The organism is Vibrio sp. 10N.247.310.24 (assembly GCF_041467175.1).
Lineage (GTDB): Bacteria > Pseudomonadota > Gammaproteobacteria > Enterobacterales > Vibrionaceae > Vibrio > Vibrio tasmaniensis_A.
On sequence record NZ_JBFSUD010000019.1, the window covers coordinates 16,305 to 42,813 of the forward strand.

At 46.8% G+C, this 26,509-nt stretch carries 13 protein-coding genes; 4 read left to right on the plus strand and 9 right to left on the minus strand.

Annotation, left to right across the window (positions count from 1 at the left end; translation table 11 throughout):
- Nucleotides 1–40: 40 nt before the first annotated feature.
- Genes pfaD through AB6E08_RS08480 form a run of 5 tightly spaced genes read right to left on the minus strand, consistent with a single transcriptional unit; the run spans nt 41 to nt 17,689 of the window.
- Nucleotides 41–1,678: an eicosapentaenoate synthase subunit PfaD gene (pfaD, locus tag AB6E08_RS08460; protein ID WP_372063510.1), complete on the minus strand. Its 1,638-nt coding sequence runs from the start codon at nt 1,676–1,678 to the stop codon at nt 41–43.
- A gap of 30 nt (nt 1,679–1,708) precedes the next feature.
- Nucleotides 1,709–7,657 (minus strand): beta-ketoacyl synthase N-terminal-like domain-containing protein, encoded by a 5,949-nt coding sequence (locus AB6E08_RS08465; protein WP_372063512.1) that lies wholly within the window; start codon nt 7,655–7,657, stop codon nt 1,709–1,711.
- A complete protein-coding gene (locus AB6E08_RS08470) occupies nt 7,654–9,687 on the minus strand; it encodes a PfaB family protein (RefSeq protein WP_372063514.1) in 2,034 nt (677 codons plus the stop codon). The genes AB6E08_RS08465 and AB6E08_RS08470 overlap by 4 nt, the downstream gene beginning before the upstream one ends.
- A complete protein-coding gene (locus AB6E08_RS08475; RefSeq protein ID WP_372063516.1) occupies nt 9,687–17,498 on the minus strand; it encodes a phosphopantetheine-binding protein in 7,812 nt (2,603 codons plus the stop codon). Before AB6E08_RS08475 ends, AB6E08_RS08470 begins: the two co-directional genes overlap by 1 nt.
- A complete protein-coding gene (locus tag AB6E08_RS08480; RefSeq protein ID WP_081324588.1) occupies nt 17,498–17,689 on the minus strand; it encodes a hypothetical protein in 192 nt (63 codons plus the stop codon). The genes AB6E08_RS08475 and AB6E08_RS08480 overlap by 1 nt, the downstream gene beginning before the upstream one ends.
- 527 nt (nt 17,690–18,216) lie before the next feature.
- Here AB6E08_RS08480 and AB6E08_RS08485 point away from each other — a divergent pair.
- Nucleotides 18,217–19,044 (plus strand): 4'-phosphopantetheinyl transferase superfamily protein, encoded by an 828-nt coding sequence (locus AB6E08_RS08485; protein ID WP_372063518.1) that lies wholly within the window; start codon nt 18,217–18,219, stop codon nt 19,042–19,044.
- 20 nt (nt 19,045–19,064) lie between these two features.
- On the opposite strand, the gene AB6E08_RS08490 is transcribed toward AB6E08_RS08485, so the two are convergent.
- Entirely contained in the window at nt 19,065–19,472 is a 408-nt protein-coding gene (locus AB6E08_RS08490) for a thioesterase family protein (RefSeq protein WP_009847292.1), read from the minus strand.
- A 346-nt stretch (nt 19,473–19,818) separates the two neighbouring features.
- On the opposite strand from AB6E08_RS08490, the gene AB6E08_RS08495 reads away from it, so the two are divergent.
- The 3 genes from AB6E08_RS08495 to AB6E08_RS08505 all read left to right on the plus strand — a co-directional run bounded on the left by AB6E08_RS08495 (nt 19,819) and on the right by AB6E08_RS08505 (nt 22,999).
- Nucleotides 19,819–20,814 (plus strand): TRAP transporter substrate-binding protein, encoded by a 996-nt coding sequence (locus AB6E08_RS08495; protein WP_012604509.1) that lies wholly within the window; start codon nt 19,819–19,821, stop codon nt 20,812–20,814.
- Nucleotides 20,815–20,879: 65 nt separating this feature from the next.
- Nucleotides 20,880–21,635 (plus strand): TRAP transporter small permease, encoded by a 756-nt coding sequence (locus AB6E08_RS08500; protein WP_009847290.1) that lies wholly within the window; start codon nt 20,880–20,882, stop codon nt 21,633–21,635.
- A gap of 2 nt (nt 21,636–21,637) precedes the next feature.
- Nucleotides 21,638–22,999, plus strand: coding sequence for a TRAP transporter large permease (locus AB6E08_RS08505; RefSeq protein WP_004736074.1), 1,362 nt, complete (start codon nt 21,638–21,640; stop codon nt 22,997–22,999).
- A 32-nt stretch (nt 23,000–23,031) separates the two neighbouring features.
- Here AB6E08_RS08505 and AB6E08_RS08510 read toward each other — a convergent pair whose 3' ends face one another.
- The 3 genes from AB6E08_RS08510 to AB6E08_RS08520 form a co-directional block, all read right to left on the minus strand.
- The gene (locus AB6E08_RS08510; RefSeq protein ID WP_017101579.1) at nt 23,032–23,205 is read right to left on the minus strand and encodes a hypothetical protein; all 174 of its coding nucleotides are present in this window, start codon (nt 23,203–23,205) and stop codon (nt 23,032–23,034) included.
- A 77-nt stretch (nt 23,206–23,282) separates the two neighbouring features.
- Entirely contained in the window at nt 23,283–24,632 is a 1,350-nt protein-coding gene (locus tag AB6E08_RS08515; protein ID WP_372063521.1) for a sigma-54-dependent transcriptional regulator, read from the minus strand.
- Between the two features lie 60 nt (nt 24,633–24,692).
- A complete protein-coding gene (locus AB6E08_RS08520) occupies nt 24,693–26,501 on the minus strand; it encodes an ATP-binding protein (RefSeq protein ID WP_372063523.1) in 1,809 nt (602 codons plus the stop codon).
- Nucleotides 26,502–26,509: the final 8 nt, after the last annotated feature.

The following is a 26,509-nucleotide window of genomic DNA, read 5'->3' on the forward strand; positions in this document are numbered from 1 at the left end:
CGCTTTTTTATTTGGTAAAATTTAGCTAGCTACTCGGCACTTAAGCCATTCTTTGCGTCGGCTTCCAGCGTGCTAGTTCCGGATCAAGCTTGATACCTTGTGAGGTCAGCAGGTTAACACGAGCTAAGTAAGCTGCACCGTGCATCAGATGCTTAGCAAGATCAACGGCATTACGCTGCTGGTAATCATCTAGATAGCTGTCTTTTGCCCATGCGTTGAATGCGCCAAGTGCAGGACCTGCCCATACTTGGTAATCCATCTCACGGCCTTGTTCACCTGTGTTTGACCAACGACTTGAAAGACCCAAGTACCAACGGAAAATCAACGCCATTTTACGTTTCGGGTTACCTTCAGCACGCTCGATCTGTTTAGGATCGCGCTCGTTAAAGTGCGCCACAGTCCCCGCCCAAATGTCATCCAGTGTTGAACGGAATACTTGCTTCTCAAGCTTCAGACGCTCTTCTACTGGAATCGCTTCAATTGAGTCGTAGCGAGTGTAAAGTTCATACAACTTGTTCGCACGCATTGGGAATAAAGTGCCGCGCTTAACCACTTGCAGTTTCACGCCCATTTCGAACATGTCTGCCGCGGGAGCCATAGTCACGTCAGCCATTTCGGTTGTCGAAAGCAGCTTACGAGTGTGTTCGCTCGCGCCAGCCTCAACACACGCTTGGTTGATAGAGCCGGTAACAATGTATGCCGCACCCATGTTAAACGTCGCTAGAGCAGCGTCAGGCGTACCTACGCCACCACCACAACCGACACGTAGCGGAGTTTTGAATTGGTACTGTGCTTGGATTTGCTCTTTCAGCGCTAGAATCGTTGGTAGCAGTGTTACTAGCGGACGGTTATCCGTGTGACCACCAGAGTCAGCTTCTGCAGTAATGTCATCAGCCATAGGAACTAGCTGTGCTAGTTCCATCTGTTCTGCTGTGATTCGACCTTCATCAACCAAAGCTTGCAGCATTTTAGCTGGAGCTGGTTGCATGAACTTACTCGCGACTTCAGTACGGCTTACCTTAGCAATAACCTTGTTGCCAATCTGAATCTCACCTTGTGCATCGCGGCTAAGGCCAGCGGCACGGTAGTGAACGATTTGCGGTGTTAAACCTAAGAATGCTGAAGCCTCAACGGTTTTCACTTTGTGCTTCAAAAATAGTTCAACACTGCCGCGCTCTAGTGCGGGTTCGCTTGGACTGTGAATCAGGTTAAACGCATAAGGGCCGTTTGGCAGTGCTGCTTGAATACGGTTGATCGCTTGTTCAACGCGAGACGGGATTAAGCCCGCTGCGCCAAATGAACAAAGAATGCCTGCTTGACCAAGCGCAATCACCAACTCTTCAGATGAAATGCCGTTTGCCATTGCGCCTGCATAGTAAGCGTATTTCACGCCGTGGCAGCGACGAAAATCTTCGTCGCCTAGGCTTTGTGTACCAAGAGCAGGAGCAAATGCGCTAACAGGTTGGTTGTTCGCTGAACTTGCTGAATCGCCCGATGTAATCTCTGCTTGTTGGCTAACGCCTAAGCCTTTTTCTGGGTGGTTCACTACGTAACAAGCAAGGCTTAAATCTTTCAAAATTGTCGACATTGCTGCGTTATCAAAGTGAGTTGTGCTCTCTTTAATCTGCCAAGGCCACGGAGATAGCTTTTCGTTATTGATAGTGGTTTGAGTTGTCATAATTATTTCTTTCCTAGTCCCGTGTCAGGCTTATGCTTCTTCGATACAAATTGCGATGTCTTTCACTTCGTAAATACGCAGACCATCTTTGCTCAGGTTTGCGTCGCCAACGATGATACGTTTACCGTCTTCGTCTTTAATCGCAGTGATATGTACATCCAGAGACATCTGTTTGTTTAGAGGGTTAATCTGACCACGGTATTTCCACTTCACTTCAGATTGGATTTGACCAAACTTCGGATTGCGGAAGCCAGCACCAAGATCTTTGTTTAGCGCGTAGGTTTGCATCAGCTCGATGATCGCTTCGACACCCAGAGAACCTGGCATTACCGGATCTTGATGGAAGTGGAACTGGAAGAACCAATCGCTTGGGTCAATCGTACGCTCAGCGTATAGGTAACCCAGACCGTCTTTACCACCATCGCTGGTGATCTGCACCGTATCGATAAAGTTCAAGCGACCGCCAGCCAGTTGGTAATGCTCTTGCACTTCACCAGTAGCTGAAACGGGTGCATTGAAGTAACGCGCCGTTTTGTCTAGTAGGTTGATGTTTACATCCGGCGTGCGGTTGTTATCAACGTGCCAAGGGTGAGTTACTTTACCGTTGTCCAAACCAAGCTGATCTTTCAGTGCTGCGCCCTTGAAGTAACCAAATACCGCTGTACCTTGGTAGAACGGCACGCCGTCGGTGCTCAGTTCAAAGCTGAAGCTCTGTACGATGTTGGTGCCCATCATTACTGTTGAAAGCAGACGAGAATCGTTGGTAATTGTTTTGCCACGCAAGTCGACGTTACGCAGCATTTTGCCGCTGCCATCTAGGTTGCGGAAAAACAGTTCTTCACCTGGGAAGCCCAGTGTTGTGCCCATGTAGCCAGAGATAAAGCCGTTTGGCTGCAGTGAAATCTCCATCAACACCGAGTAAGGCATTAAGGTGTGGTGGCTGTTTTCATCAAAGTACCATGCATTTTCTGGCACTTCGTATTCAGCGATACACGATGAAGGCTTCTTGAAGTCGCCACGCTTACCGTCGATCTCAACAACACGAGTAGTGAGCTGTAGGTCGCCACACGGAGTACGTGGTGGAATCATGCCACGGTAGATAGAGAAATCAGGACCGAAACATTTCTCGATATCGCCAGTCGCGAATTCGAACATGTGATAAGGCGTGAATGGAACCGTATCGGGTGTGCGGTTCGGGTAATCAGGAGTCACCGGCGCTTCAACGTGTTGAAGAGGAACCACACCTTTGTTTGGTGCAGTTTCTAGGTCTTCAATTTGAGCCATCAATGGCGCATTTGCTGAAGCTTGTTGGTTCACTGCTGGCGTATGGCCCAAGTTTTCGATAGCAGGGGTCGCGACAGCTGTTTCTAAAGAAGGCAGATAACGAGTACATTCGTCGTCTTCTTTGATCATCACACCCAAGTTTTGGAAATCAACAATCACTTTGCCGTTCAGTAAAATATCGATGTTAGCTTTCGCGTATGGGCGAGGGCTTAGACCAATCTCAGTCACTTCCATGCGGTAAGTCAGCTCTGCCGATTGTGGTAGCACTTGTCCACGACAACGTACTTGTTGAGGCGCATTTTCAAGCGGTTGGAAACGACCATTTTGAACAAGCGTATGCATGCCAAGGTGCATCATAAAGAATTGCAGCAGTTGACCACAACCCTCTGCCATCAAAGAACCAGCCATTACTGAGTCATCTTTGAAGTGACAAGGGAAGTACCAGTGTTCAGGCTCTAGTTGTTTATGACCTTCAATCAGACCAAGTCCCCATGTGCCGCCTTGCGGTTCAACACGGCTAACCTTTTCGATCATCATGAACTTCTCTGAGCTGAAGCATAGAGAAGGCTGGTGGCTATTGGATTGGTGAGTTGGGCCAAAACACTCTGCAATGTTGGCAGTCAGTAGATGACGCAATTCTTGGTGGTTAAACTGCGTTTTAGGGCAGTGCAACATAGGGTCGAAGCGTTGCTTAGTTGCAAGCTTACGAGCCTTGATTTCATCTTCAGTGTGAATCACACCTTTGCCGTCTGCTAGCTCTTCATCAGTGAAGAAGCCTGCACAACCGTTATCCATTTTCAGGATCATCTTGTCGCCAACGAAACATTCGTACGAGAAGAAGAACAGCAGCGTGTCGCCATTACGAGCAAAGCTGTTGATTGAGATATCGTAACGCAGCGTATCGCCACCACGAGGCAAGTCACCAAGGAAAGTCAGCGTACAATCAAGCAGGCGATAAACTCGCTCGCCTTTGTTTTCAAAATCGATACCTAAGTAGCTGATCAGCATTAGGTCGCATTGACCAGATTCTACCGCCACTGCCCAAGGGATCTGACCATCAACAAGATACGGCGCATCAACTGGGATGTCGTATTCGGTGGTCATGGTGCTTGGCTTGTACTCGTTGACTGTCGCGTTGAGCTTAGTCACACGAGATACCAATAGGTAATCGGTAGTTGGCAAACGAACGCGGCGCGAGTAGCTATCGATGATCGCGTAGTCAGGGCCAAATACATTGGCGATATCGCCTTCTGCGTATTCAACCAGATCATCATAATCCCAGATACATGGCTTACGGATAGGTTTTACTGGTGCTGGCGTCGCAAGTACGTTTACTGGCACTGACTGAACCTGAACCGGTTGAGCTTGCACAGGCTGAGCTGATGTTTGCTGACCAGTCGTTTGTTGACTATTTGTTTGTTGGCTGGTCGTTTGTTGAATCAGGGCATTGCTATCTAAACCAGATGTCACTGCGTTTAGCTGTGCTTTTAATAACGCATCAGCCATCTGCATGCCTTGGGCACGTGTGTGCAGGAATGCTTTGTGTACCTGTTGAGCCGCTTGCTGGTTTTGAGCAAAAGCTTGGTTTTGGCTTAGATTTTGCGGCTGCTGTGAAGCTGCGTCGATTTGAGACGCGCCATTTTTAGCGGATAGGACATGAGTCATATTGCTGTGGTTACCTGTTAGCTGACTGTGGCGCGTTGGCGCCAGAGTAGGGGATACTGATGTAGGAATTTCGATGACTGGCTCTATCGCGTTTTGCGCTAATGCATTCTTCTCTAACTCTTTTTGTGCAAGGGCTGCTTGAATGCTTGCTGTCGTTGGAACCGACGCCACTCTTGCTGCTTGTTTACCAGAAGCTTTCTGTTGAATCGTTGCCAAGTTGGTCACTGGGGTTTGGGCAATATGTTGATAGATATCACGACCACCAAGAGTCACTTGCTTAACTAATTGACGTTTAGCATCGCTCGCCAGTTCATTGCTTAAACGAACGGAAAGTGATTGAGATTCAACACTCGATTGGCTTAGTAGCAGCTGTGAACATTGTCCTTCGCTGATGTTGGCAACAATCGCGCTCTTAGAACTGACATTCGGATTCAGAGGTGCAAGGTTCAGGTTGAGCAGACCGTGTAGCAGGCTTGCCATACCAGAAGCAGCAGAGCAATGACCCACACGTTGACTTGCTTGAGTAGTCTTTGTGTTCCCTAAACTGAGAGACGAAAACTGATGAGATGAAGATTCTGGTGCATGGTTAAGCTCAAGCAGAGAAACATCGTTCGAGCTCATACCGACTTGAGTCAGTAACTCATCAACAACGGCGTTGTTATTCTCGCTTGAACCAAAAGCTAAGGCGTTGATGCTGCCGTAAGCCGCATCTTGGTTGCTCGCTACTTGGTTTTCTTCAACAAGAACAATCGCACCTGCACCTTCACCGACATTCCAACTGCCATCTTGCAGCTGTCCGAATTTTGGAGCTAGCGTCACTGGGCTCACGCTGTTCTTCAGAATCACATGTTCTGCACTGCCGCTTAGGTCGACGGCTGCAATCACAACGGCATCCATCGATTCTTGTGACATCAAGTTTTGTGCAACATCAATACAACGAGCAACCGACTGTTCAGCAGCTGAAATCGTAAAGGCAGGGCCATTAAAGTCCCACAATGAAGAGATACGCGAAGCCATGATATTGCCGATGAAACTGGTGTATTGGTTCAGCTTGGCTGCGTCCATCACACTGTCCATCGCGATGGTTTCTAGCGCTTGGTATTCGTCTTGAGTTAGTTCGATACCCATGTTGGCAAAGCTGTCAGCCAATTGGCTATGCAGGTTTACGCGTCCACGGAATTGGTGCATCTCAAGCTCTGTTTCCATCGCAACTAAAACCGCAACCTTTTGGCCTGCAACAAGCTTGGCATCTTTGATGGCTTCGTCTGCAACTTTCATCAGTAGCAACTGCTGAGAGATCAAACGGTCATCTTCATTTGGCGGCACTTTGAAGCGCAGGAAATCGAGATCGAATTGATCGATGTACGCGCCATTTGGAATACCGTGTAAACCAAACTGATTCAGTAGTTCTGGATGTTGGTCTAAGCCTTTCCAGCGCTTCTTAGGCAAGGCAATGAAAGCATCGTTGTTGGTCTCAATCGCAGTGCTTAGCGCGTTGATGCTCTGCAGAGAACCAAAGTGAGACGCTAGACCAGTAATGCTTAAATTAGATGGTTGTAGGCTTGGAGACGTCGGGTTTACATGACTGGTGTCTGAATACGCTTCAAGCAGTAAGTGAGCGTTACAGCCACCGAAACCAAAGACAGAAACACCCGCACAGCGCTCTGAGTTGCCCGCTTTACTTGGCCAAGATTGAACCTGCGTTGGCAGAGTCTGTGAGCCAAATAAACCTTCTGGCGACGATAGTGGCTTATCCAAGTTAATACTTGGCGGAAGCACACCTTCTTTCATCGCAAAGATCATTTTCATGATCCCTGGCATACCCGCCGCAGTCAGCAAGTGACCGAGGTTGGACTTAGCAGAGCCAATCAATGGCGGGTTCGAACCATTCAATTTGTCAGCAAAGAAACGCTCCATTGAGGTTAACTCAACCTTGTCACCTAATGGTGTACCGGTTGCGTGACACTCAATCACTTCAATGCTGTCTGGTGATAAGTTCGAAGCCTCGTAAGCGCGTTCAAAGGCTTGGACTTGTCCTTTGCTGTTTGGGCTTAATACGAACTGGCCTCGGCCATCGTTCGACAAGCCAATACCGCTGACGACTGCGTAAATATTGTCGCCATCACGCTCTGCATCAGCTAAGCGTTTTAGGACTAAAACCCCCGCACCTTCGCCAGCAAACAGACCTTTACTATTGCTATCAAACGGAACCGAAACACCGTGGTCAGGGTAAGCGTGGAAGATGGAGAAACCCATGTTGATAAAGAATGGGTCAGCACCGGATACCGCGCCTGCCAACATCATGTCGGCTTTGCCCGTGTTCAAGTAATCACACGCTAACTTCAATGAATACACTGAGCTTGCACATGCCGCATCTAGGCTAAGTTGCACGTTGCCTAAACCTAGCGCATCAGCCACTAACTTCGAGGCGTTGTGTGCTGCAGCACCATTGATCGGATTAAGGTCTTGCGCGGTTTCATTGGTTGGTAGCAGTGAAAACTGGTCATTAGCCAATTTAGCTTGTAGTGCCTTTTCGACGACCGAGTGATACATCGGCAGAAACAAGTCGTTTGAGCGTGTTGTTGGGAACGAAAGGGCACCCATGATCACGCCTGTGCGCTCTAAAACATCTGCATTTAAATCAATGCCGGCGTCGACTAGCGCCTTGCGGCTGGTATCCAAAGCCCATAGGAAACTTTGGTCAACACCGTTGAACGATTCTGCTGTTAAGCGGTAGCCATTGCTATCGAAATTGAAATTTTCGATGTAGCCGCCTTTATCACAGTAAAAGCGGTCTGACTCACCTTGCACGCCCTGATAGCTTTCAGGTTCAGCACCTAATTTTTCAGCGCTTAATGTGGTTCGAGAATCTTTTTTATCCAGCAAGTTTTGCCAAAAGTCTTTTGGCGTATCAGCTTCTGGGTATTGGTTAGCAATACCGACAATCGCGATCTTATTGCACTTTACTTGCTGCTTATTCTTAGTTTGAGCTTGAGCTTGATATTGAGATGGCTTCGATTGAGAACTCATACTAGCTCTCCTTGATGATTCACTGTGTTGTCTTGAGACACACCACTTAATTGCTTAGCGGTGGTGATCTGTTGTTCTAGCCCTTGAATAAGGGGCTCGACAGACAGTGGAATTTGATGAGTAATGAGCTGACCAATGCATTTGATGAGCGTGACAATATCGTCACCGCCTTTGGCATTGGAAGCGATTGTGCAGTATTGGTCTGCTACGTTGTCGCTACGATTGATCTTGTCGATCAATGTGCTGGTTTGACGATCGGCACCCACTTCAACAAACAGACGCGCACCTTGCTGACGTGCACTCTGGATCAACGCGGTGAAATCCAGCGTTGAACAGAAGGTGTCGGCAATCGAAAGAGCGATACTGTCGCTGTCGATATTGATTGGGGCGCCAGTTGGCAAGCCAGCTGCGCTGATAAAGCGGATATGCTGTGGTAACTCGTTGAACAGTGGTTGCGTGTAAAACTCTTGCACTTGGCTGTGTTGGCTCAACGCTGGCGTGGTGTGCATGGCAGTCACGCGGTTAGCGGCAATGCCACGTTTACCTAGTTTTTTGAGTAGTGCACGACATGTGCTTTCACAACCTGCTAGCACGCAAGTATCACCTTGGATGATAGCGAGATAAGCGCGTGGGAACTCAGGTAATAGAGCCTCAATCGCTTGTGCATCACTGCGAACCACAAAGCTATTCCATTGGATGCTTTCGTCGCTGTTTAACTGCCAATCTTGACGCACTGCGGTGAGTTCACCCGAAATAGCCGTGGTGAAGATAGGACTGGTTTGAGTCATCTCAATCAACGCATGCGGATTTTTCCAAACATTTAAGCTGGCCCACATCGAGGCTTCACCCTTGGAGTAACCCAAGGCGAAATCTGGCTGCACTTTGAATTCATCACATAGCAGTTGTGTTAACAGATAACTACTGCCTACACCAGCAATGGCCAATTCACTAAGCGACATTTCTTGCGAGTCGTCAGCGTAGGTTTTCTCAGCCTGCAGCATCTCTTTCAAGTTACCTTCGCGCTCTAACCGAGCAAATAACTGTGGGAAATGGTGGTGAAATTCGCGCAACATGCCGGGATAAACCGTGCCAACACCAGGGTAAACAAATGCAACGCCACCTTTGCTTTGAGGAATCGGTGAGAAACAACTTCCCGCTGGGGTTTTGTATTGGCTACTGTCAGCCATTACTTTTGGCAACGCATTTTCTAGCGCTGTGATCTCTTGTATCGCAGCATCAATTGAAGCCGCTTGAATCACGATGTTCGCACCAGCGCCAACATTGTGCTGAACACTTTGGAAGTGACTTAGGTTTGAATGCATTAAGGTGGCGATAGCAATTTCGCTGTCCGCTGAATCGCTAATGCATTTAAGCTCTTCTCTTAATGAGGTTAGCTGAGAAACCAATTCAGCTTGGTCATTGCCAGAAAGCACAAACATCAAACGCTCGCTGGATAGCAGGGGCTTTGGCTCTTGCAAACCGGTCGCTTGAGTCAATATCAGGCTAGTGGATTGTTGGCTATCGTCATTGAAGGTCAATGACGCAATACGAGCTTTGTTTGGCTCAGTGAACCAGTAATGGTTAGGTAATGAACGGCTCGATATCGCATTAACCATATTCAACAATTGACCAAACTGCTGCGAAACAGATAGTGAAGAGTATTGCTGTTGATGGCTTAGATCTGTAGCGGGGCGGCGAGCAATATCCAGAGCAAGCTGAACGCTATCTCCGGTAGTTGTATCTACAAAACCCGCTAGATAAGCGTGTGGATGAATCTTGTTTTGAGCAGCCGTCAACGCACTCAACATCAACAATGATGGTGAGTGAGAATCCAAACAAAGCTTAACAGCACTGCCTTGATTGACTGCCTCAATCGCTTGAGTAAGTGCTTGATTAAAATTGCCATCAACCACAACAGTCATCATTTCTGGAAGCGAAGATGATAAGTCGGCAGAAAGCTCAGCCGCGTTTGCTGGCTGAGCTAAAAGAGCGATGCGCAATGGCATCGCTTTATTAGTAGGAACAGTCACTATGACAATTGCTCCTTTTCTGCGTTCTTATTAGACTCTTTCTTCGATACTGTTGAGCTAGACTTCGGCAAAAATGCGTCATTTAAACTCTTGCTGATGGTGACTTTGGCACCTTTCATTACTGCGCTTAAACGACCATCTTGATGGTAAAGCGAGATATCAGCTTGCAGTGAACGAGCCGTGCTTTTTATCACGCTCAGTTCTAGCCAACCTTGGTCACCATTGTGCATCGGTGCGTAACAAATAAACTCACCAATTGCAGACGGTAGGCTTGCTGCGCCGTATTTCAATCGAGCCCATACCAGCATGGCTTGCAGCAAATAATCTTCCGCGAATGGCTGGCTATCACCAAAACCTTGCTTTGGAATAAATGATCCGCAGTCGCTGTTTTCAATCTGAGGCAATTGGCATTGAGCCAATAAGCCTAAGTCGTCAAAGCGCTCGACTGAAGTAATACCTTGCAATCTTGGTCCGTGAAACAGAGTGCCATCACTGTATAGAGCTTGCGCCGTTGTTACTGGTGTTGAAGAGTTAGCTTCAAAGCGTTTTGTCGACGCTTGTTGAACATCTTCAGACACTTGCACAGAGGCAACTTGCAACTGAGCTTGATACTGTGGTCGCCCTTGGCAACTGATCACCGCTTTTAGCTGATCTTTTGATTTAGCATCAGAGGAAAGAACCAGCTTCAGCTCTTGCACTTCATCAGTATCAAAAATCACACCCTTAAGCAGTTTGTAGTTGTGAACGCTAACGTTCACCCCTAACAGTTGCTCAGCCACTTCACGCATCCATTGGATGGCACACACTGTCGGTAACACTGGGTTACCGGCAATGCAGTGATCTTGAATGAAAGGCAATGCCTTAGGATCAAGATGACGTGTCACAGTGATGCTTGTATTCAGCGGACTCTCTGCAAGATGCACAGACTCCGCATTAAGCTTTTTTACAGCAGCTTCCTTGTTGTCAGAACCTTGCATGCTCGTACCAACCAGCAGTTGAATGCCAGTTTCGTTCAGTAGTTGAGAGCTAAACAGTTCTGCACCTGCCTGAAGAGGAATTACGTACACACCACGCTCTGTAAACATACGTTTCAGTGCTGCGTTTACCATGCCGCCGTCCCACGGTCCCCAGTTGAAGCTCATCACTTTTGCTTGAGGGTTACGCGCAGACAACTGCAGAGCCGCTTTGTTTAGGATTTCGTTAGACATCGAGTAGTCACTTTGGCCTGTGTTTCCGTAGAAACCCGCCGCCGAAGAGAACATCGCAATCAGTTTTAGCTTACTGCTATCAAGACCACTAAGAACTGCTTCTAGTCCGCCCACTTTCGTACCGTAAACCATGTTCAGTTCATCAAGCGTTTTATCTTGAATGTGCTTGTCAGCCAGTCCGCCTGCACCGTGGATGAGACCCGTGATGCCTTCGAAATTCGCCAGTGTTTTCGCTACTGACTCATGGTTCGACACATCTAAGCTTAGGTATTCAGCGCTCGCGCCAATCTCGTTGAAAGCGGCAAGTGCTGCGTTGATTTCAAGGCTGCTCAATACCGGTTTTAGCAAGGTATCAACTTTCTTCGGCGTTGGTTTGTCACCTGTAGCTTGTAGGTGAGCGATAGCCGCTGGTTTTAGCTCTTTCTCTTGCTTGCCTTGTGCCCACTGAGGTAGCTCAGCTGAAGTAATATGCTTACTACGACCTGCAAGAATGAAGTGAGACTTACATTGCTTAGCAAGTGTCAGTGCACATTCAAACGTCACGCCTTTAGCGCCACCCGTCACCAGAACTTTGTCGCTCTTGGTGAGCTGAGCACCTGCGTTTTTGGTTTGCGCATCACCTGGTGTTGTCGCAATCAATGTTGCACGACCAGATTCCCCGTTTTCCGCATGGCTAAGGCCGATTTCAACCGTGTTGGTATCGATATCGAACAGTTCGCCTGTGATAGCTTCAGCTAGGTGACGAGCATCAATCGAAGCGTCAGCATCCAATGCACGGCAGAATACGTTTGACCATTCATGGCTCAGTGTCTTAGTTAGACCAGATAGAGCCGCTTGGTTAAGTTCTGCATTCACTAATTGCTTAGTATCTAGGTAACCAAAGCCACCATCGATACGGCTTAGTGTGAAGAACACACTACGACCAGAAACGGCATTCAGTTGGCCATTTAGGTGCTTCGCGAACAAGAACGCTGTGGTTAGCGAAGCTCTTGAGTCTGCATTCAAGTTAACCGCTTGCTCGTTGCTTTGTTTTGCATCAACGATAGCTTGTAGGTGAATGAAGCCAGCAATCACTTTGTTCGACGTTTTAAGGTCTGCTTCGATGTCGTTAATAACTGCAGTCACACCAGCATCATCGACGCTGTTGAGTGTGTAGTTTGCGATTTCACTGTTTAAAGGTGACGCGGCAGAAAGAGCACTACGCACTACAGCAACTTGAATGCCGTTAGCGGTCAACTTTTCTGCTAGAACACCGGCGTTGTGACCATCATCGGTGATCACAACACAAGCGTTTTTTGAGAAACAATCGACGAGTTTATCTGCCGCTGGTAGCTTTTTTAGCGCTACCTCATTGTGTGGAGGAAGTTCCGCTGTCGCTGTTTCTGCGATAGGCGTTACTGATTCAGCTTTTGGAGTCGCTACGGGAGCAGCTGCGGATAGCTTGCTTTGCATGTAGGTAACGATTTCACCAAGCGTACGACACTCAGCTAGGTCTTCAGGGTTTAGTTCTGGCAGCGTTGGTAGCTGGTCTTGAACTGTACCTAGAATTTCAACGCGTTTGATAGAGTCGATGCCAAGGTCAGCTTCCATATCCATCGCTAGGTCGAGCATTTCTGCTGGGTAACCTGTTTTGTCGGCAACCACTTCCATCATGGTTGATTGAACGTGAGCAGGATTTAGGTCGTTGCTCGTGCTTTCTGTAGCAGGAGCTACTGTCGCTGCTTCCGAACTAGGAGCTAACTTGCTGTTCATGTAGTCAACGATTTCACCTAGAGTACGACACTCAGCTAGGTCTTCAGGGGTCAGCTCTGGCAATGTTGGTAGTTGATCTTGAACCGTTCCAAGGATCTCAACACGTTTGATTGAGTCGATGCCAAGGTCTGCTTCCATGTCCATTGCTAGGTCTAGCATCTCTGTTGGGTAGCCCGTTTTATCCGCGACTACGCTCAACATTGTGCTTTGAACTTGTTCTGCGTTTAAACCGTTTGATACTGCTTGTACTGGTGCAGATGCTTGAGTTGCTACTGGAGCAGACACCGGAAGCTTACTGTTCATATAGTCGACGATCTCGCCTAGAGTACGACACTCAGCGAGATCTTCAGGGTTTAGCTCTGGAAGAGTCGGTAGTTCGTCTTGAACCGTACCTAGGATTTCAACACGCTTGATTGAGTCGATACCAAGGTCAGCTTCCATATCCATTGCTAGGTCTAGCATTTCAGTCGGGTAGCCCGTTTTCTCTGCTACAACTTCTAACATCGTATTCTGAACAACAGCTGCATCTAGTCCATTGTTAGCTGCTACTGGAGCAACTACTTCCGTTTGTGCTGCAACTGGTGCAGAAGCCGGAAGTTTACTGTTCATGTAAGCAACGATTTCGCCAAGAGTACGACACTCAGCTAAGTCTTCAGGGTTTAGCTCTGGAAGAGTAGGCAGTTCATCTTGAACCGTACCAAGAATCTCAACACGCTTGATTGAGTCGATGCCAAGGTCTGCTTCCATATCCATTTCTAGATCAAGCATTTCCGTTGGGTAACCTGTCTTCTCAGCAACCACTTCTAGCATGGTTTGTTGAACGACTTTTGCATCAAGACCGTTAGCGGCTTGAACAGGAGCGGTTGCGCTTGGCTGTGCTGCCACAGGCGCTGATGCTGGCATCTTGCTGTTCATGTAAGTAACGATTTCACCAAGAGTACGACACTCAGCCAAATCTTCAGGGTTCAGCTCAGGTAGGTTTGGCATTTCGTCTTGAACGGTACCAAGGATCTCTACGCGCTTGATTGAGTCGATGCCAAGGTCTGCTTCCATGTCCATTTCTAGATCAAGCATTTCCGTTGGGTAGCCCGTTTTCTCGGCAACGACTTCTAGCATCACTTTTTCAGCATCGGCTGTTTGTACTGCTACTGGTGTAGCCACAGGAGCCGGTTGCGCTTTAACTGGCACAGGTTGAGCTGCAACAGGCGCTGCCGCTTGAGCCGCTACTTGTGGTGCAGGAACGGCTTTCTGTACTGGCGTAACTTGAACAGACTGAGCTTGAACTGGCGCGGCTTGTACAGGAGTCGCTTGTACTTGAGCTACAGGCTGTTGGACGGTAGCTGCTGGAGTCGTTGGAGTAGCTGTAGCTTGAATCACTGGCTGAACATTTACTGGCGCAACGAAGGTTTGTTGTGCCGTTTGTGCTGAACCTTGCGTTAGCATATTAAGTGCTGAGTTGTTGCTGTGCGCTTGCATTTCTAGGTAATGAGCGTGTGCTTTTAGCGTTTCAGCTTGGTGCTGGTGGAACATTTCCATAGAACGTTGCAGGTTCTCAGGAATTGCTACGCCTGCTGTTGCCATTTTCGCTTGCTCAGACATTAAGGTGTTGAACGTGTCACCGTATTGCTGAGGAATCGCAAGGAACTGCTGATGGACTTCTGCTGCTTGTTGTTGAGCATTGAAGAACGACTGCAGTGAAGATTCATCAACCGTTACGTTAGACGGGGCTGTTTGAACCACTTGAGGCTGCTGAGCTGTTGTTGCTACTTGTGCGCTTGGTGCTGGAGCAGCTGACTGTTGTACATTTGAAGCTTGAGGAGCAGCCACAGGTACTTCAACGATTTCTGTTTTAATCACTTCTTTTTCCACGATTTTCTCGACTTCAACTTTCACTTCAACAATCTCAGTCTTTTCGGTGACGTTGCCCGAAGCCAATGATTGATCCATTTTCTTACGAGTAGCAGGGCTGATGTAGTTGGTTGCATTCAGCTTGATGTTCATTGGTGATGCCTTCGCAGGTTCAGCAATGTCAGCTTGGTAAGGGTCAATGTTGTCTAATGAAATACCTGCCACGCACAGTTGAACCGCAGCTAAGCGAAGCTGTTGGTCACTGTCGCCTTTAGGGCTTGGGTTGATGCTGATTGCGTAAAGCTCTTCGTTCTTATCAGCCAATGTTTTCTCAACCAGCTTTTGAAGAATGTTTTTCGGACCGAACTCAACGAATACGCGCGCGCCTGCTTCATACATCGCTTCAATTTGCTCGCTGAAACGAACCGATTGCAGCATGTGTTGCTTGAACGCTTTCTTGATCGCTTTAGCGTCTTTGCTGTGCAGTTTGCCCGTTGCGTTCGAGTAAAGCGGCAGCGTTGGAGCGCTGAATGAAGCTTTATCAATTGCAGAAGCAAATGGTTTTTGAGCGTGAGCAACAAGCGGTGTGTGGAAAGCACCAGACACTGGCAGAGCAATCGCTTTGAAGCCTTGTTCTGTTAGCGCTTGTGCTGCTTGTTGAACCGTTGCAGTTGGACCTGCAATAACCAGTTGAGTCGGAGCGTTGTAGTTGGCAATGCTCACGCCTTCGAATTGGCTGATGCAGCTTTCAACGGCTGGAAGTTTGTCTGCGTCTAGGATGACCGCAAACATCGTACCGCTGTCACCTTGTTCTGGTGTTGCAGCCATCGCATCGCCACGAGCGAAAGCTAGCTGGTAGTAATCGTCTTGCGAGATAACACCCGATGCACATAGTGCGCTTAGCTCACCAAAGCTGTGGCCTGCGACCATGTCTGCTTTGAAGCCAGCTTGAGTCATGATGTCGAACTGACCCATAGACACAGTACCAATCGCACTTTGCGCATTGGCCGTGTTGGTTAACACCGCTTCTTGAGCTTTGGTTGCTTCTGGTGTGAAAGTTGGAATTGGGAACAGAATTTGCGACAGAGCCGTTTTCTTGTGTTGACCAAATACCTGATCCGCTTGAGCAAGCTGTTGGCGCATTTCAGGGTAATGACAAGCAAGCTCGCGACCCATGTTTAGGTATTGCGAACCTTGACCAGCAAATAATGCAGCCACTTTACCAGCACCGTTTTCAGCAATCAGTGCCGACTCACGGTAGCTAGTACCGTTTGGCATCTGCCAATGTGTTTTGGTTTGGCTCTCAAGCATAGAAACCGCTTGAGTCAGTTGCGCTTGAAGGTCTGCTTGGTCAGTTACAACTAAACCAAGACGAGCGTGCTTAGCGTCAATTTTGCGCAGAGCGTGTTGTTCAGCAAGCGCTTCCAGTTTGAACGCAGCGTCTGCAGCTTGAGTTGAAACCTGCTTGAGCTCATTGATCAATGCTTGACGAGATTCCGCGCTGAATAACAGAGTTTGCGGCACTTGGCGCTGACGGTATTTATCACCGCGAGCGTGCTCTGGTGTGTACTCTTCCAATACAACGTGGAAGTTAGTGCCACCAAAACCGAATGAGCTGATACCTGCACGGCGTGGTGTGCCGTCGACACGTTTCATCCAAGGACGCGTTTGTGTGTTTAGGTAGAACGGTGAGTTTTCGATATCCAACTTAGGATTCGGAGCCGACACGTTGATCGTTGGCGGCAGTACTTTGTGGTGCAGTGCTAATGCAGCTTTGATTAAGCCAGCAGTACCCGCAGTTGATTTAGTGTGACCAATTTGAGATTTCACCGAGCCTAACGCAATGTGTTGCTTCTCTTCATTGTTCTCACTGAATACCGAGTTTAAGCCACCAAATTCAGCCACATCGCCCGCTGCAGTACCTGTGCCGTGCGCTTCTAAAAGGCCAAGCGTGTGCGGTGCGAAACCAGCATCATCGTAAGCACGTTTTAGAGCTTTTGCTTGTCCTTCAGGGCGAGGTGCGTAAATACTCTTGAACTTACCGTCCGAAGAAGAACCGACACCTTTAATCACAGAGTAGATTCTGTCGCCGTCGCGCTCTGCATCTTCAAGACGCTTAAGAGCAACCATACCGATGCCTTCACCAATCATCATGCCTTTTGAGTCGATGTCGAAAGGTTGAATGGTTTCATTGGTGGTAAACGCAGGTGTTTTAGAGAAGCTCATGTACATGGTTGGTGAGTTATCAGTACACACACCACCTGTGATCATCATTTCACTGCGGCCTTCAACCAGCTCACTTAGAGCCATACGCATTGCGGCTAGAGAGCCTGCACACGCAGCATCTACTACACAGTTGATGCCACCAAGGTCAAAGCGGTTAGCAATACGACCTGAAATTACGTTACCCAATGAACCAGGGAATGAGTTCTCTTCCCAGTGGATGTATTGGTCTTGGAATTTTTTGATCAGCATTTCGCTGTCGTCGTCGCTGATACCACTGCTCTTGAAGACTTTTTTCAAAACAGGGTATTGAAGACGAGCATTTAGGCTTTGAGCGATCTTTTGACCACCACCAACACCGAGCGTGATACCGATCTTATCGCGATCGTAGCCTTCAGGCAGCTTGGCATCTTCAAGTACTTCTTTTGCAACGATCAAAGAAAGCAGCTGTGAAGTATCAGTCAGTTCTAGGATATTTGGCGGAAGACCGAACTCCATAGGGTTGAAGTCTACTTCTGGGATGAAACCACCGCGCTTACAGTAAGACTTGTCTGGCGTAGTACGATCTGAATCGTAGTAATCTTCTGGACGCCAGTGCGTATCTGGTACTTCAGTAATCGCATCGATCTTTTCGCTGATAAGATCCCAAAATTTATTCAGGTAGCGAGAGTTTGCAAACATGCTCGCCATACCAACGATAGCGACAGGCATATCTTTAAGGCGTTTATTCAGTCGAGAATCGTCGACTGATTCCGGTGTATTTGTCTCGGGTTGGCTCATTATGAGTCTCCACTAGAAATCACAGAAAGTGATGTCGTGTTTTGAGGCTGCGCTTTTAAAGCTATAGAAAGAAAATCTGAAACAGACTTAGGGAAGCGCAGCTGAAAATTCAGGTTGCTGAGTGGCGGCAACCAGATAGAAATTAGTTTTTCGAAGTGCGTTGACTTACGAGTGTGGGGGAGGTGTTTCATGCGCGACGGTGGCATTCAAATGTTGAGGCGATGTCCATTAAAATCCTGTTCAAAGTCTGACTAAACGACAAGTCGGTATCCGCAAAGAAAACGTGTGAATTTGTTTAATGGTTGAGCAGGCTACCCGAGGTGAGTGGTCGATACAATGCTCCCAGAGGCCACTATGATCTGTTCAGACCAGATGAATTTGGCATGGTTTTAATTTTTGTATTTTTAATTTAATTAACTTATTGATAATTAACGGTTATGTGTTGTTTTCTAGTGTTTTTACTCTATATGTTGACTTGGTGAGATCTATGTCATATTTTTGCAAGTAACATTTAATGGATGCCTCTTGTGTAAGGCTAAGTGTGATCTGTGTTTTAATTTGTTATTATTTGAAAAATTAGTTTTAAGTCCTCATGTGAAGGGGGTTTCCCTCCCGTATTCTCTAGGTTCCACTTAATTTATAGGTGAGTTAAATTTGTTCGATTGGGTTGTTCCAATCGTGTTTTGAAGAGTGATTTATAGAAGTGAGTTCGAGTTAAATGAAAACTCCCGTTGTTGATTTGTGGCTATGTTCTCTGAGTAATTTAAATGACCAGCCAAACAATGTATCGCAGCTCAAAAAGAGACTGACAGCCGATGAGATTGCCAAAGTTGAGCGTTATCGAATGCCCTCATCTCAGATTCAAGCTTTGTATGTACGAAATTATCTGAGAAAGGTGCTGTCTAGCTATTCTGATTTGATGCCTGAAGCGTGGCGCTTTGAATATGGTGAGAAAGGGAAGCCGAGATTAATTGAGAAACAACAAATAGAAACCGGCCTGAATTTCAATATCAGTCATAGCAAAGAACATTTGTTAATCGCAGTTTGTCATAGAGAAGGGAAGTCACTTCAATTAGGCGTCGATATCGAACATGCCAGAAGCTCGACCAATATCGACTCGATCATGAAGCACTACTTTTCAGATACGGAATTGACGGATTTACTTGAGCTCAGCAAAGAAGAACAAAGAGAGCGCTTTTTCGATCTGTGGGCGCTGAAGGAGTCGTATATCAAAGCGACGGGCAAGGGGCTAGCCACATCGTTGCGAAGCTTTTCGTTCGATTTCTCCAATCTGACGGAGCAAACATTGCCACTTCACGCTTCGGATTTTCAACCAAACTTGCAGGATGAAATTAGATTGCATGGTGAAATCAGCATATACAGTGGAGTTGGGTTGGATGTTACTGAGAAAACCGAGAGTTCTACAGATTGGCAATGTTGCTTGGGTCGATTAGATGACCAGTATCGTTTCGCCGTGACTCTTGGTGGTAATTTGTTACCGATGCAGATAGAGATGAGAACCTTTTCATCGTCTCATCTCTTTTAAGCGAGTTTGGTGAGGTGAAGTTAGCTCGTTTCGCCAAGCATCGCTTTTAATACTTCAGCTGGCACGGGCTGTAGTTGCTTGTCTTTGTCTAGGCAAACCATTTCGATATCACCAATCACCGCAGGTTTGGTTGCATCTTTACGCCACACTTCTTGTCGCCATAGCGTTTTGTATTTGCCATCAAGTTCAAAAGAGGTTCGGATGTCGCAGATCTCAGCGAACTCAACCCCATCTTGGAAAGTCATGTTGGCTTTATATACCGCAAAACCTAACCCATGTTCATTCCACAATGTTGCCAGTTTATCGCTACCCAATACATGTTCGCGTGCACGCTCAAAGTACTTTAGAAAGTTAGGGTGATAAACCACACCTGAGTGATCGGTATCTTCATAGTAAATTTGTACTGGGTGATGGTAGATCTGGCTCATTGATATCAACTCTTATTAAGTAGCGTTGTAGTAAATCTGACTAAGTTGTGCAGCACTCTACAGGATAGGTCGAAATTACTTCAAGGTATCATCGGCAATCGAGCTTTTGGTCAGACCTCATTTATCACTGATGCTTTGGTCAGCTTCCACCCATTTACAAATATTCTATGTGTCACTTTCCACCCATTGATTTTTGCAGCGAGTTAGTGACTGCTGCAGGCAGATATCATGAAGCCTTACGGTTAAAGGGTTGTTAATGATTTGTGTTAATGTGGCACGCTAATTGCTTTAGTGAAAGCACGCAGTTCCCATTGAAGGGCTGCTTTGTTTACTAAGGAGAATAATAATGTTTAAGCCTCTTACCCTGCTGTCTGTATCTGCTCTGGCGCTCACAAGTTTTAATGCTGCTGCAAACTGTGACCCAGGTGAAATCGTGATTAAATTCAGTCATGTAACCAATACCGATAAGCACCCGAAAGGCATTGCCGCTTCTTTACTGGAAGAGCGAGTAAACACGGAAATGAATGGCAAAGCTTGTATGCAAGTTTTCCCTAACTCAACACTCTACGATGATAATAAAGTACTGGAAGCCCTGTTAAATGGTGATGTTCAAATGGCGGCTCCTTCGCTGTCTAAATTTGAGAAGTTCACTAAGAAATACCGCATTTTTGACCTTCCTTTCCTATTTGAAGACGTAGAAGCTGTTGACCGTTTCCAAAACTCAGAGTCTGGCGAAAAGCTGAAGAACGCGATGAAGCGTCGTGGCCTTCAAGGCCTAGCGTTTTGGCACAATGGCATGAAACAGATGTCAGCAAACAAACCTCTTATCAATCCTGAAGACGCGGAAGGCTTGAAATTCCGTGTTCAAGCATCAGACGTATTGGTTGCTCAGTTTGAACAGCTAGGTGCTAACCCACAGAAGATGTCTTTCAAAGAAGTATACGGTGGCCTACAGACTAAGGTTATCGATGGCCAAGAGAACACATGGTCAAACATCTACGGTAAGAAGTTCTTTGAAGTACAAGACGGCGTGACAGAAACTAACCACGGTATTCTTGATTACCTCGTAGTAACGTCGAACGACTTCTGGAAAGACCTACCTGAAGATGTACGTACGCAACTTGGCACAATCGTTCAAGAAGTGTCTGAGACTCGTAACGCAGAATCTTCAAAAGTTAACCTAGCGAACAAAAACAACATCATCGAAGCGGGTGGTGAAGTTCGTACGCTTACGCCTGAACAGCGTGAAGCATGGGTAACTGCGCTTCAACCAGTATGGAAGAAGTTTGAAAAAGACATCGGTTCAGATCTTATCGATGCAGCGTTAGCTTCAAACCAATAACACCGCTAAGGGAGTGGCGTGAATTTCGCCACTCCTCATTAAAATAACTATAAGCGGAGTCAATTATGGATAATCCTCAAATGGAACAGCCAAATTCTAGCGAATCAGCACTGGAAACCTCTTTTTTTTCCAAAGTCGGAAGAGTTACGGATGTGATTGAAGAGTCATTAATCGCATTTTTCCTTGGCGCAATGACGCTACTTACTTTTGCCAATGTGGTATTTCGATACGCATTCAATGGCAATATCTTATGGGCACTAGAACTGACGGTGTTCATGTTCGCTTGGATGGTGTTAGTGGGCGCATCTTATGGCGTTAAAAAACACTTCCACATTGGTGTTGATGTGATCATCAACCTTGCCCCAGAAAAGCTACGCAAAGTGTATGCGTTAATCGCCGTCACAAGCTGCCTAGCATTCTCAATCTTACTTCTTATAGGTTCTTGGAATTACTGGTACCCGTTCGCGACTGAGCGCGCTTGGTACGAGACCGATGATATTCCAATGCCAGAGATGCTTCAGTTCCTTGCCGACTGGATGAATGAAGGCGAGCGATACGAGAAACTGCCACGTTTTATTCCTTACATGGCACTGCCTATTGGTATGGCAATGCTGACGTTCCGTTTTGCCCAAGTTGCTTACCAAGTAGTCACAGGCAAGCTTGACCGCATGATAGCGGGGCATGAAGCCGAAGAAGAGCTGGATGCATTGAAAGCTGATGTGTTAGCGGGTTCTGATGAAGACGCGACAGCGGTATTGGATTCGACTAAGCAAAACAAGGCGAACGAGTCGGGTACAAAATCTAACGGTAAGGAAGACTAATCATGGCAATGTTATTTCTATTTTTGATGGTAATTGCTTTCATGTTGGTCGGTGTGCCAATTGCGATTTCCCTCGGTTTATCAAGCGTCATATTCTTATTGATGCATTCAGATGCTTCTTTGGCATCCGTTGCACAAACGCTGTTTAATGCATTTGCAGGTCACTACACACTCTTAGCGATTCCTTTCTTTATTTTGGCCTCTAGTTTTATGTCTACTGGTGGTGTGGCGAAACGTATTATCCGTTTTGCTATTGCAATGGTGGGTTGGTTCCGCGGCGGTTTAGCAATGGCATCGGTTGTGGCGTGTATGATGTTCGCAGCGTTATCTGGGTCGTCTCCAGCAACGGTAGTGGCAATCGGTAGTATTGTTATCGCGGGTATGATCAAAAACGGCTACACAAAAGAGTTCGCGGCAGGGGTTATCTGTAACGCGGGTACTTTGGGTATCTTGATTCCACCATCCATCGTTATGGTGGTTTACGCTGCGGCGACGGATGTATCTGTCGGTCGTATGTTCTTAGGCGGCGTGATTCCTGGCCTGTTGGCGGGTGTGATGTTGATGATAGCGATCTACATTGCAGCACGTATCAAGAAAATTCCTGCACAGCCATTTGTGGGCTGGGGTGAGATGTTCGCAGCCGCGAAGGATGCGAGCTGGGGCTTGTTGCTGATTGTTATCATTTTAGGTGGTATCTACGGCGGTATCTTTACTCCGACAGAAGCGGCTGCTGTTGCAGCGGTTTATGCGTTCTTCATTGCCAACTTTATCTATAAAGATATGGGGCCGTTTGCGGACAAGAAAAATACAAAGCCTGCTTTGGTGAAAGTGTTCCAAACGTTTTTCCATAAAGACACCAAAGACACGCTCTATGATGCGGGTAAGCTGACCATCATGTTGTTGTTTATCATTGCCAATGCTCTGATTCTTAAGCATGTACTGACAGAAGAACGTATTCCTCAGATGATCACGGAATCTATGTTGTCTGCAGGTTTAGGTCCAATCACCTTCTTGATTGTGGTGAACGTTCTACTCTTGATTGGTGGGCAGTTCATGGAGCCATCAGGTTTGCTGATCATCGTTGCTCCGTTGGTATTCCCAATTGCAATTGCACTGGGCATCGACCCAATTCACCTAGGTATTATGATGGTGGTGAACATGGAGATAGGGATGATAACACCGCCTGTGGGGCTCAACTTGTTTGTGACCGCAGGGGTCGCGAAGATGTCGATGATGAACGTAGTAAAAGCCGCACTGCCATGGGTTGGCGTGATGTTCTTATTCCTGATTATCGTAACCTACGTACCTTGGGTATCAACATGGTTACCGACTACCTTGATGGGGCCGGAGATCATCACGAAATAGAGAGTGAAATCATAGCGAAGTGATGGGGAGGGCTAAACCTCCTCATCAATGATTTTTCCATATCGAGAGCCAGAATCAATCGGCTCATACAGCGCTCTTTTTGCCTCTAATTCTGGCGTGTCTAAGTTGACATGATTGTCAGTGTAAAAAATACCGTCAATTTCAAACGTATCGGTGATCGAGGGAACTTTTGTTTTCTCACCCATAATGACCTCCTTACCACCTTGGTTGCATAACATCCTGTTGTGAAATAAGTATAGGTGATCTTGCTCCCAAATTTAATTTAGTTTTCGCTCTGTCGGTATGACTCTTTAACTAGTTGGTGTTTTTGCATTTTATCGTAGAGGGTTTTACGTGGAAGTTGCAGTCTATCCATAGTCTGTTTAATACTGCCATTACATTCAATAAGCGCTTGTTTTAACGTGTTTTTCTCAAAGTCAGACACCATTTCTGCCAAAGACAGTTCTTGAGTGACTTGATTGGTGTTGTCTGATAAGTGAGAAAGCTTACCTAAAAGTACAAACCGCTCAGCTGTATTACGCAATTCTCGTACATTTCCCGGCCAATCATGGGCTAAAAGCGCGTGCAGCTCCTTTTGGGGAAGTGCTGGTGCTGTCTTGCCATAACGTGCAGCAGCGACCAGTAAGAAGTGGTGGAAGAGTGCAGGGATGTCTTCTTGACGGCTTCTTAACGGCGGTAAATCTAGGGTCACAACGTTGAGTCGATAATAGAGGTCTTGGCGGAAAACGCCTTCTTCAGCCGCCTTCTTTAGGTCGACTTTGGTTGCGGCGATTACTCGAATATCGAGAGGCACTAAACCGTTTGAGCCAACCCTTTCAATAACGCGCTCTTGTAAGACGCGCAACAGGCGAATTTGTGCCTGCATTGGCATGGACTCAATTTCATCTAAGAATAGAGTTCCGCCTTGAGCAAATTCAAATTTACCCACTCGCTTGCTTTCTGCGCCAGTGAACGCACCTTTCTCATGACCATACAGTTCACTCTCTATCAGGTTTTCAGGTACCGCACCGCAATTGACGGCGACGAAGTTTTGTTCTCGCCGGCTGCTTTGTTCATGTAGAGAGCGTGCGACCAACTCTTTGCCTGTGCCAGTTTCACCAAAGAGTAAAATATCAGCGTTAGTATCTGCCACATGAGTGATGATAGAACGCAGGTCGGTCATTGATTGCGTGTCACCAATGATTCTCGGCCCAAGCGCTTTACTGGCCTTTAAAGAGCGCTTCAATTCAAGATTCTCGAGTGTGAGTTGACGTTTTTCTATTGCTCGTTTGGTGGTTTCGATTAGACGTTCATTGGCGAACGGCTTTTCGATGAAGTCATAGGCGCCATCTTGGATCGCTTGTACCGCCATCGAAATATCGCCGTGACCAGTAATCATAATCACGGGGATTTCTTTGTCTTTGTGCATCACGGTGTTGAGCAGATCATGCCCGGAAAGGCCCGGTAGACAGATATCAGTGATGATGACGTGAGGTAAGCCGTTTTCTTGAATCGCGAGCAGAGCAGACTCCGCATCGGGAAAGAATTCGGCATCAATATCGGCGAGCTCAAAGCTCTGTTCAATAGCCATTCTCAGATCGGATTCATCATCAATGAAATAGACGTGACACATAGTTATTCCTTTAATTTTTTATTTTTATTGTTGGTGAAGGTGTACTGGTTTGCTTAGCGACTAATCTGATTCTTTTGTTGGAACTATGGGTAACTCGATACTAAATCGAGCACCACCTTGTGGGCTGTGATCGGTAACTAGCTTGCCATTTATTCCGCTGATTATTTGTTGAGAAATCGATAGCCCAAGTCCAAGTCCATTTTTCTTGGTGGTATGGAAGGGTTCAAAAAAATTTCCGTTAGAAGGGGAGGTGAAGCCTGGGCCATTGTCATCGACATGAATCAGCAAGGTCTTGGCTTGTTGATGGTCGGGCTTCCTAATCTCTAACAGAATAGCTAATTGTTTGTCGTCTTGTTGTTCCATCGCCTGAATCGCGTTAGTCAGCAAATTAATGATCACTTGTTCCAATTGAATGGCGTTGGCGAGCACGCAAGCATCAAAGGTTTCAGGAAGTTCGTTGACCTTTACTCGTTCACTCTTGAGTTGTGGTTTCATCAGTTCTTTTGACGAGTGCAATACTGGCAGTATCTGTAACGTGTGCAGCTCTTCCGCAGTGGATTTCTTTGCAAAGGAACGAAGCTGGTGGCTTATCTTAGCCATACGGTCAGTGAGCGCCGAGATTCGCGATAGGTTGTCATCGACACGCTCGGTTTTTTCTTTGGCAAGAAACAGTCGGCCGTTGTCGGCATAACTGCGAATCGCAGCAAGCGGGTTATTCAGTTCATGGCTGATGCTTGCTGACATTTGCCCCAACACTGCCAGTTTGGCGGCTTGGATGAGTTCGTCTTGTGTCTGCCTCAGTACATGTTCAGTTTCGATTCGGTGCTTAATCTCGACATGCAACTCTGATGTTCGTTCAAGCACTTGAAATTCTAGCTTTTGCTTGGCTTCGGATTGCAGTCTGTCTATCTGAGCTCGTCTTTGTTGTCGATGGTGATTGAGTTGCATCGTTAGATAAATAATCGCAAAAATAAGGCTCAAAACCACAAGGTAAGCAACCAAGTCCCACCAAACTAAGTGGGTCGGAGAAAATACTCGTATGGTGAGTTTTGGCTCGGCTAGGAAGCGTGAGGAGTTAAAGAACTGCTCTTGGACGAGCTTGTGGGGAGACTCAATATTGCTAGTAGCACTCTCTAAGTCACCGGAGAAGTGCAGGCTTTCTATTTTTGTATCGAGATACTGCCTGCTTTCTTGAATTCGAGTGTGTTGTTCTTCGCTTAATGGTTGAAGGCTTTTGAACAGCCACTCAGGATTGCTCGACATAAATACGATCTGGTCTTTATCGTCAGCAACAAAAAAACTCTGTTTGCCTTTCCAACTTGCTTCAATCAGCGATAAATCCATCTTTACGACAATGACGCCAATAATCTCGGCGGCATAGGCGACGGGGTAAGAATAATAATAGCCTCGTTTCCCAGAGGTTGAACCTAGCGCAAAATATTGATTTTCATTGCCAAGAATCGCTTCTTGAAAGTAGGGACGGAAAGCGAAATTTCGCCGAATAAAAGAACGCGGTAGATTCCAGTTACTGGCTGCTATGGTGGTGCCAATGCTATCTAACAGATAGGTGTCCGATGCTTGAATCACCGAGTTTACGTGTTCTAGGTAGCGATTGGTGAGTTCGATTTGCGCAGAGTTACTTGGAGAGTGAAGAGCATCGACCAACTCTTTGTCTTTTGAAAGCAGCTCGGGAATGTGCGCGAACTTGTCGAGTTGGCTTGAAATATGAATCGAAAATCGGTCTAGCTTAGATTGATGATCATTTAACAAACTTTCATGGCTTGTGTTCCACACCCAATGACCGCCGAACACCATTAGTAAACTGTATGTGGCCATTAATAGTATTGGGATTCTCAAAGCTTGAAACATGAAGGCTC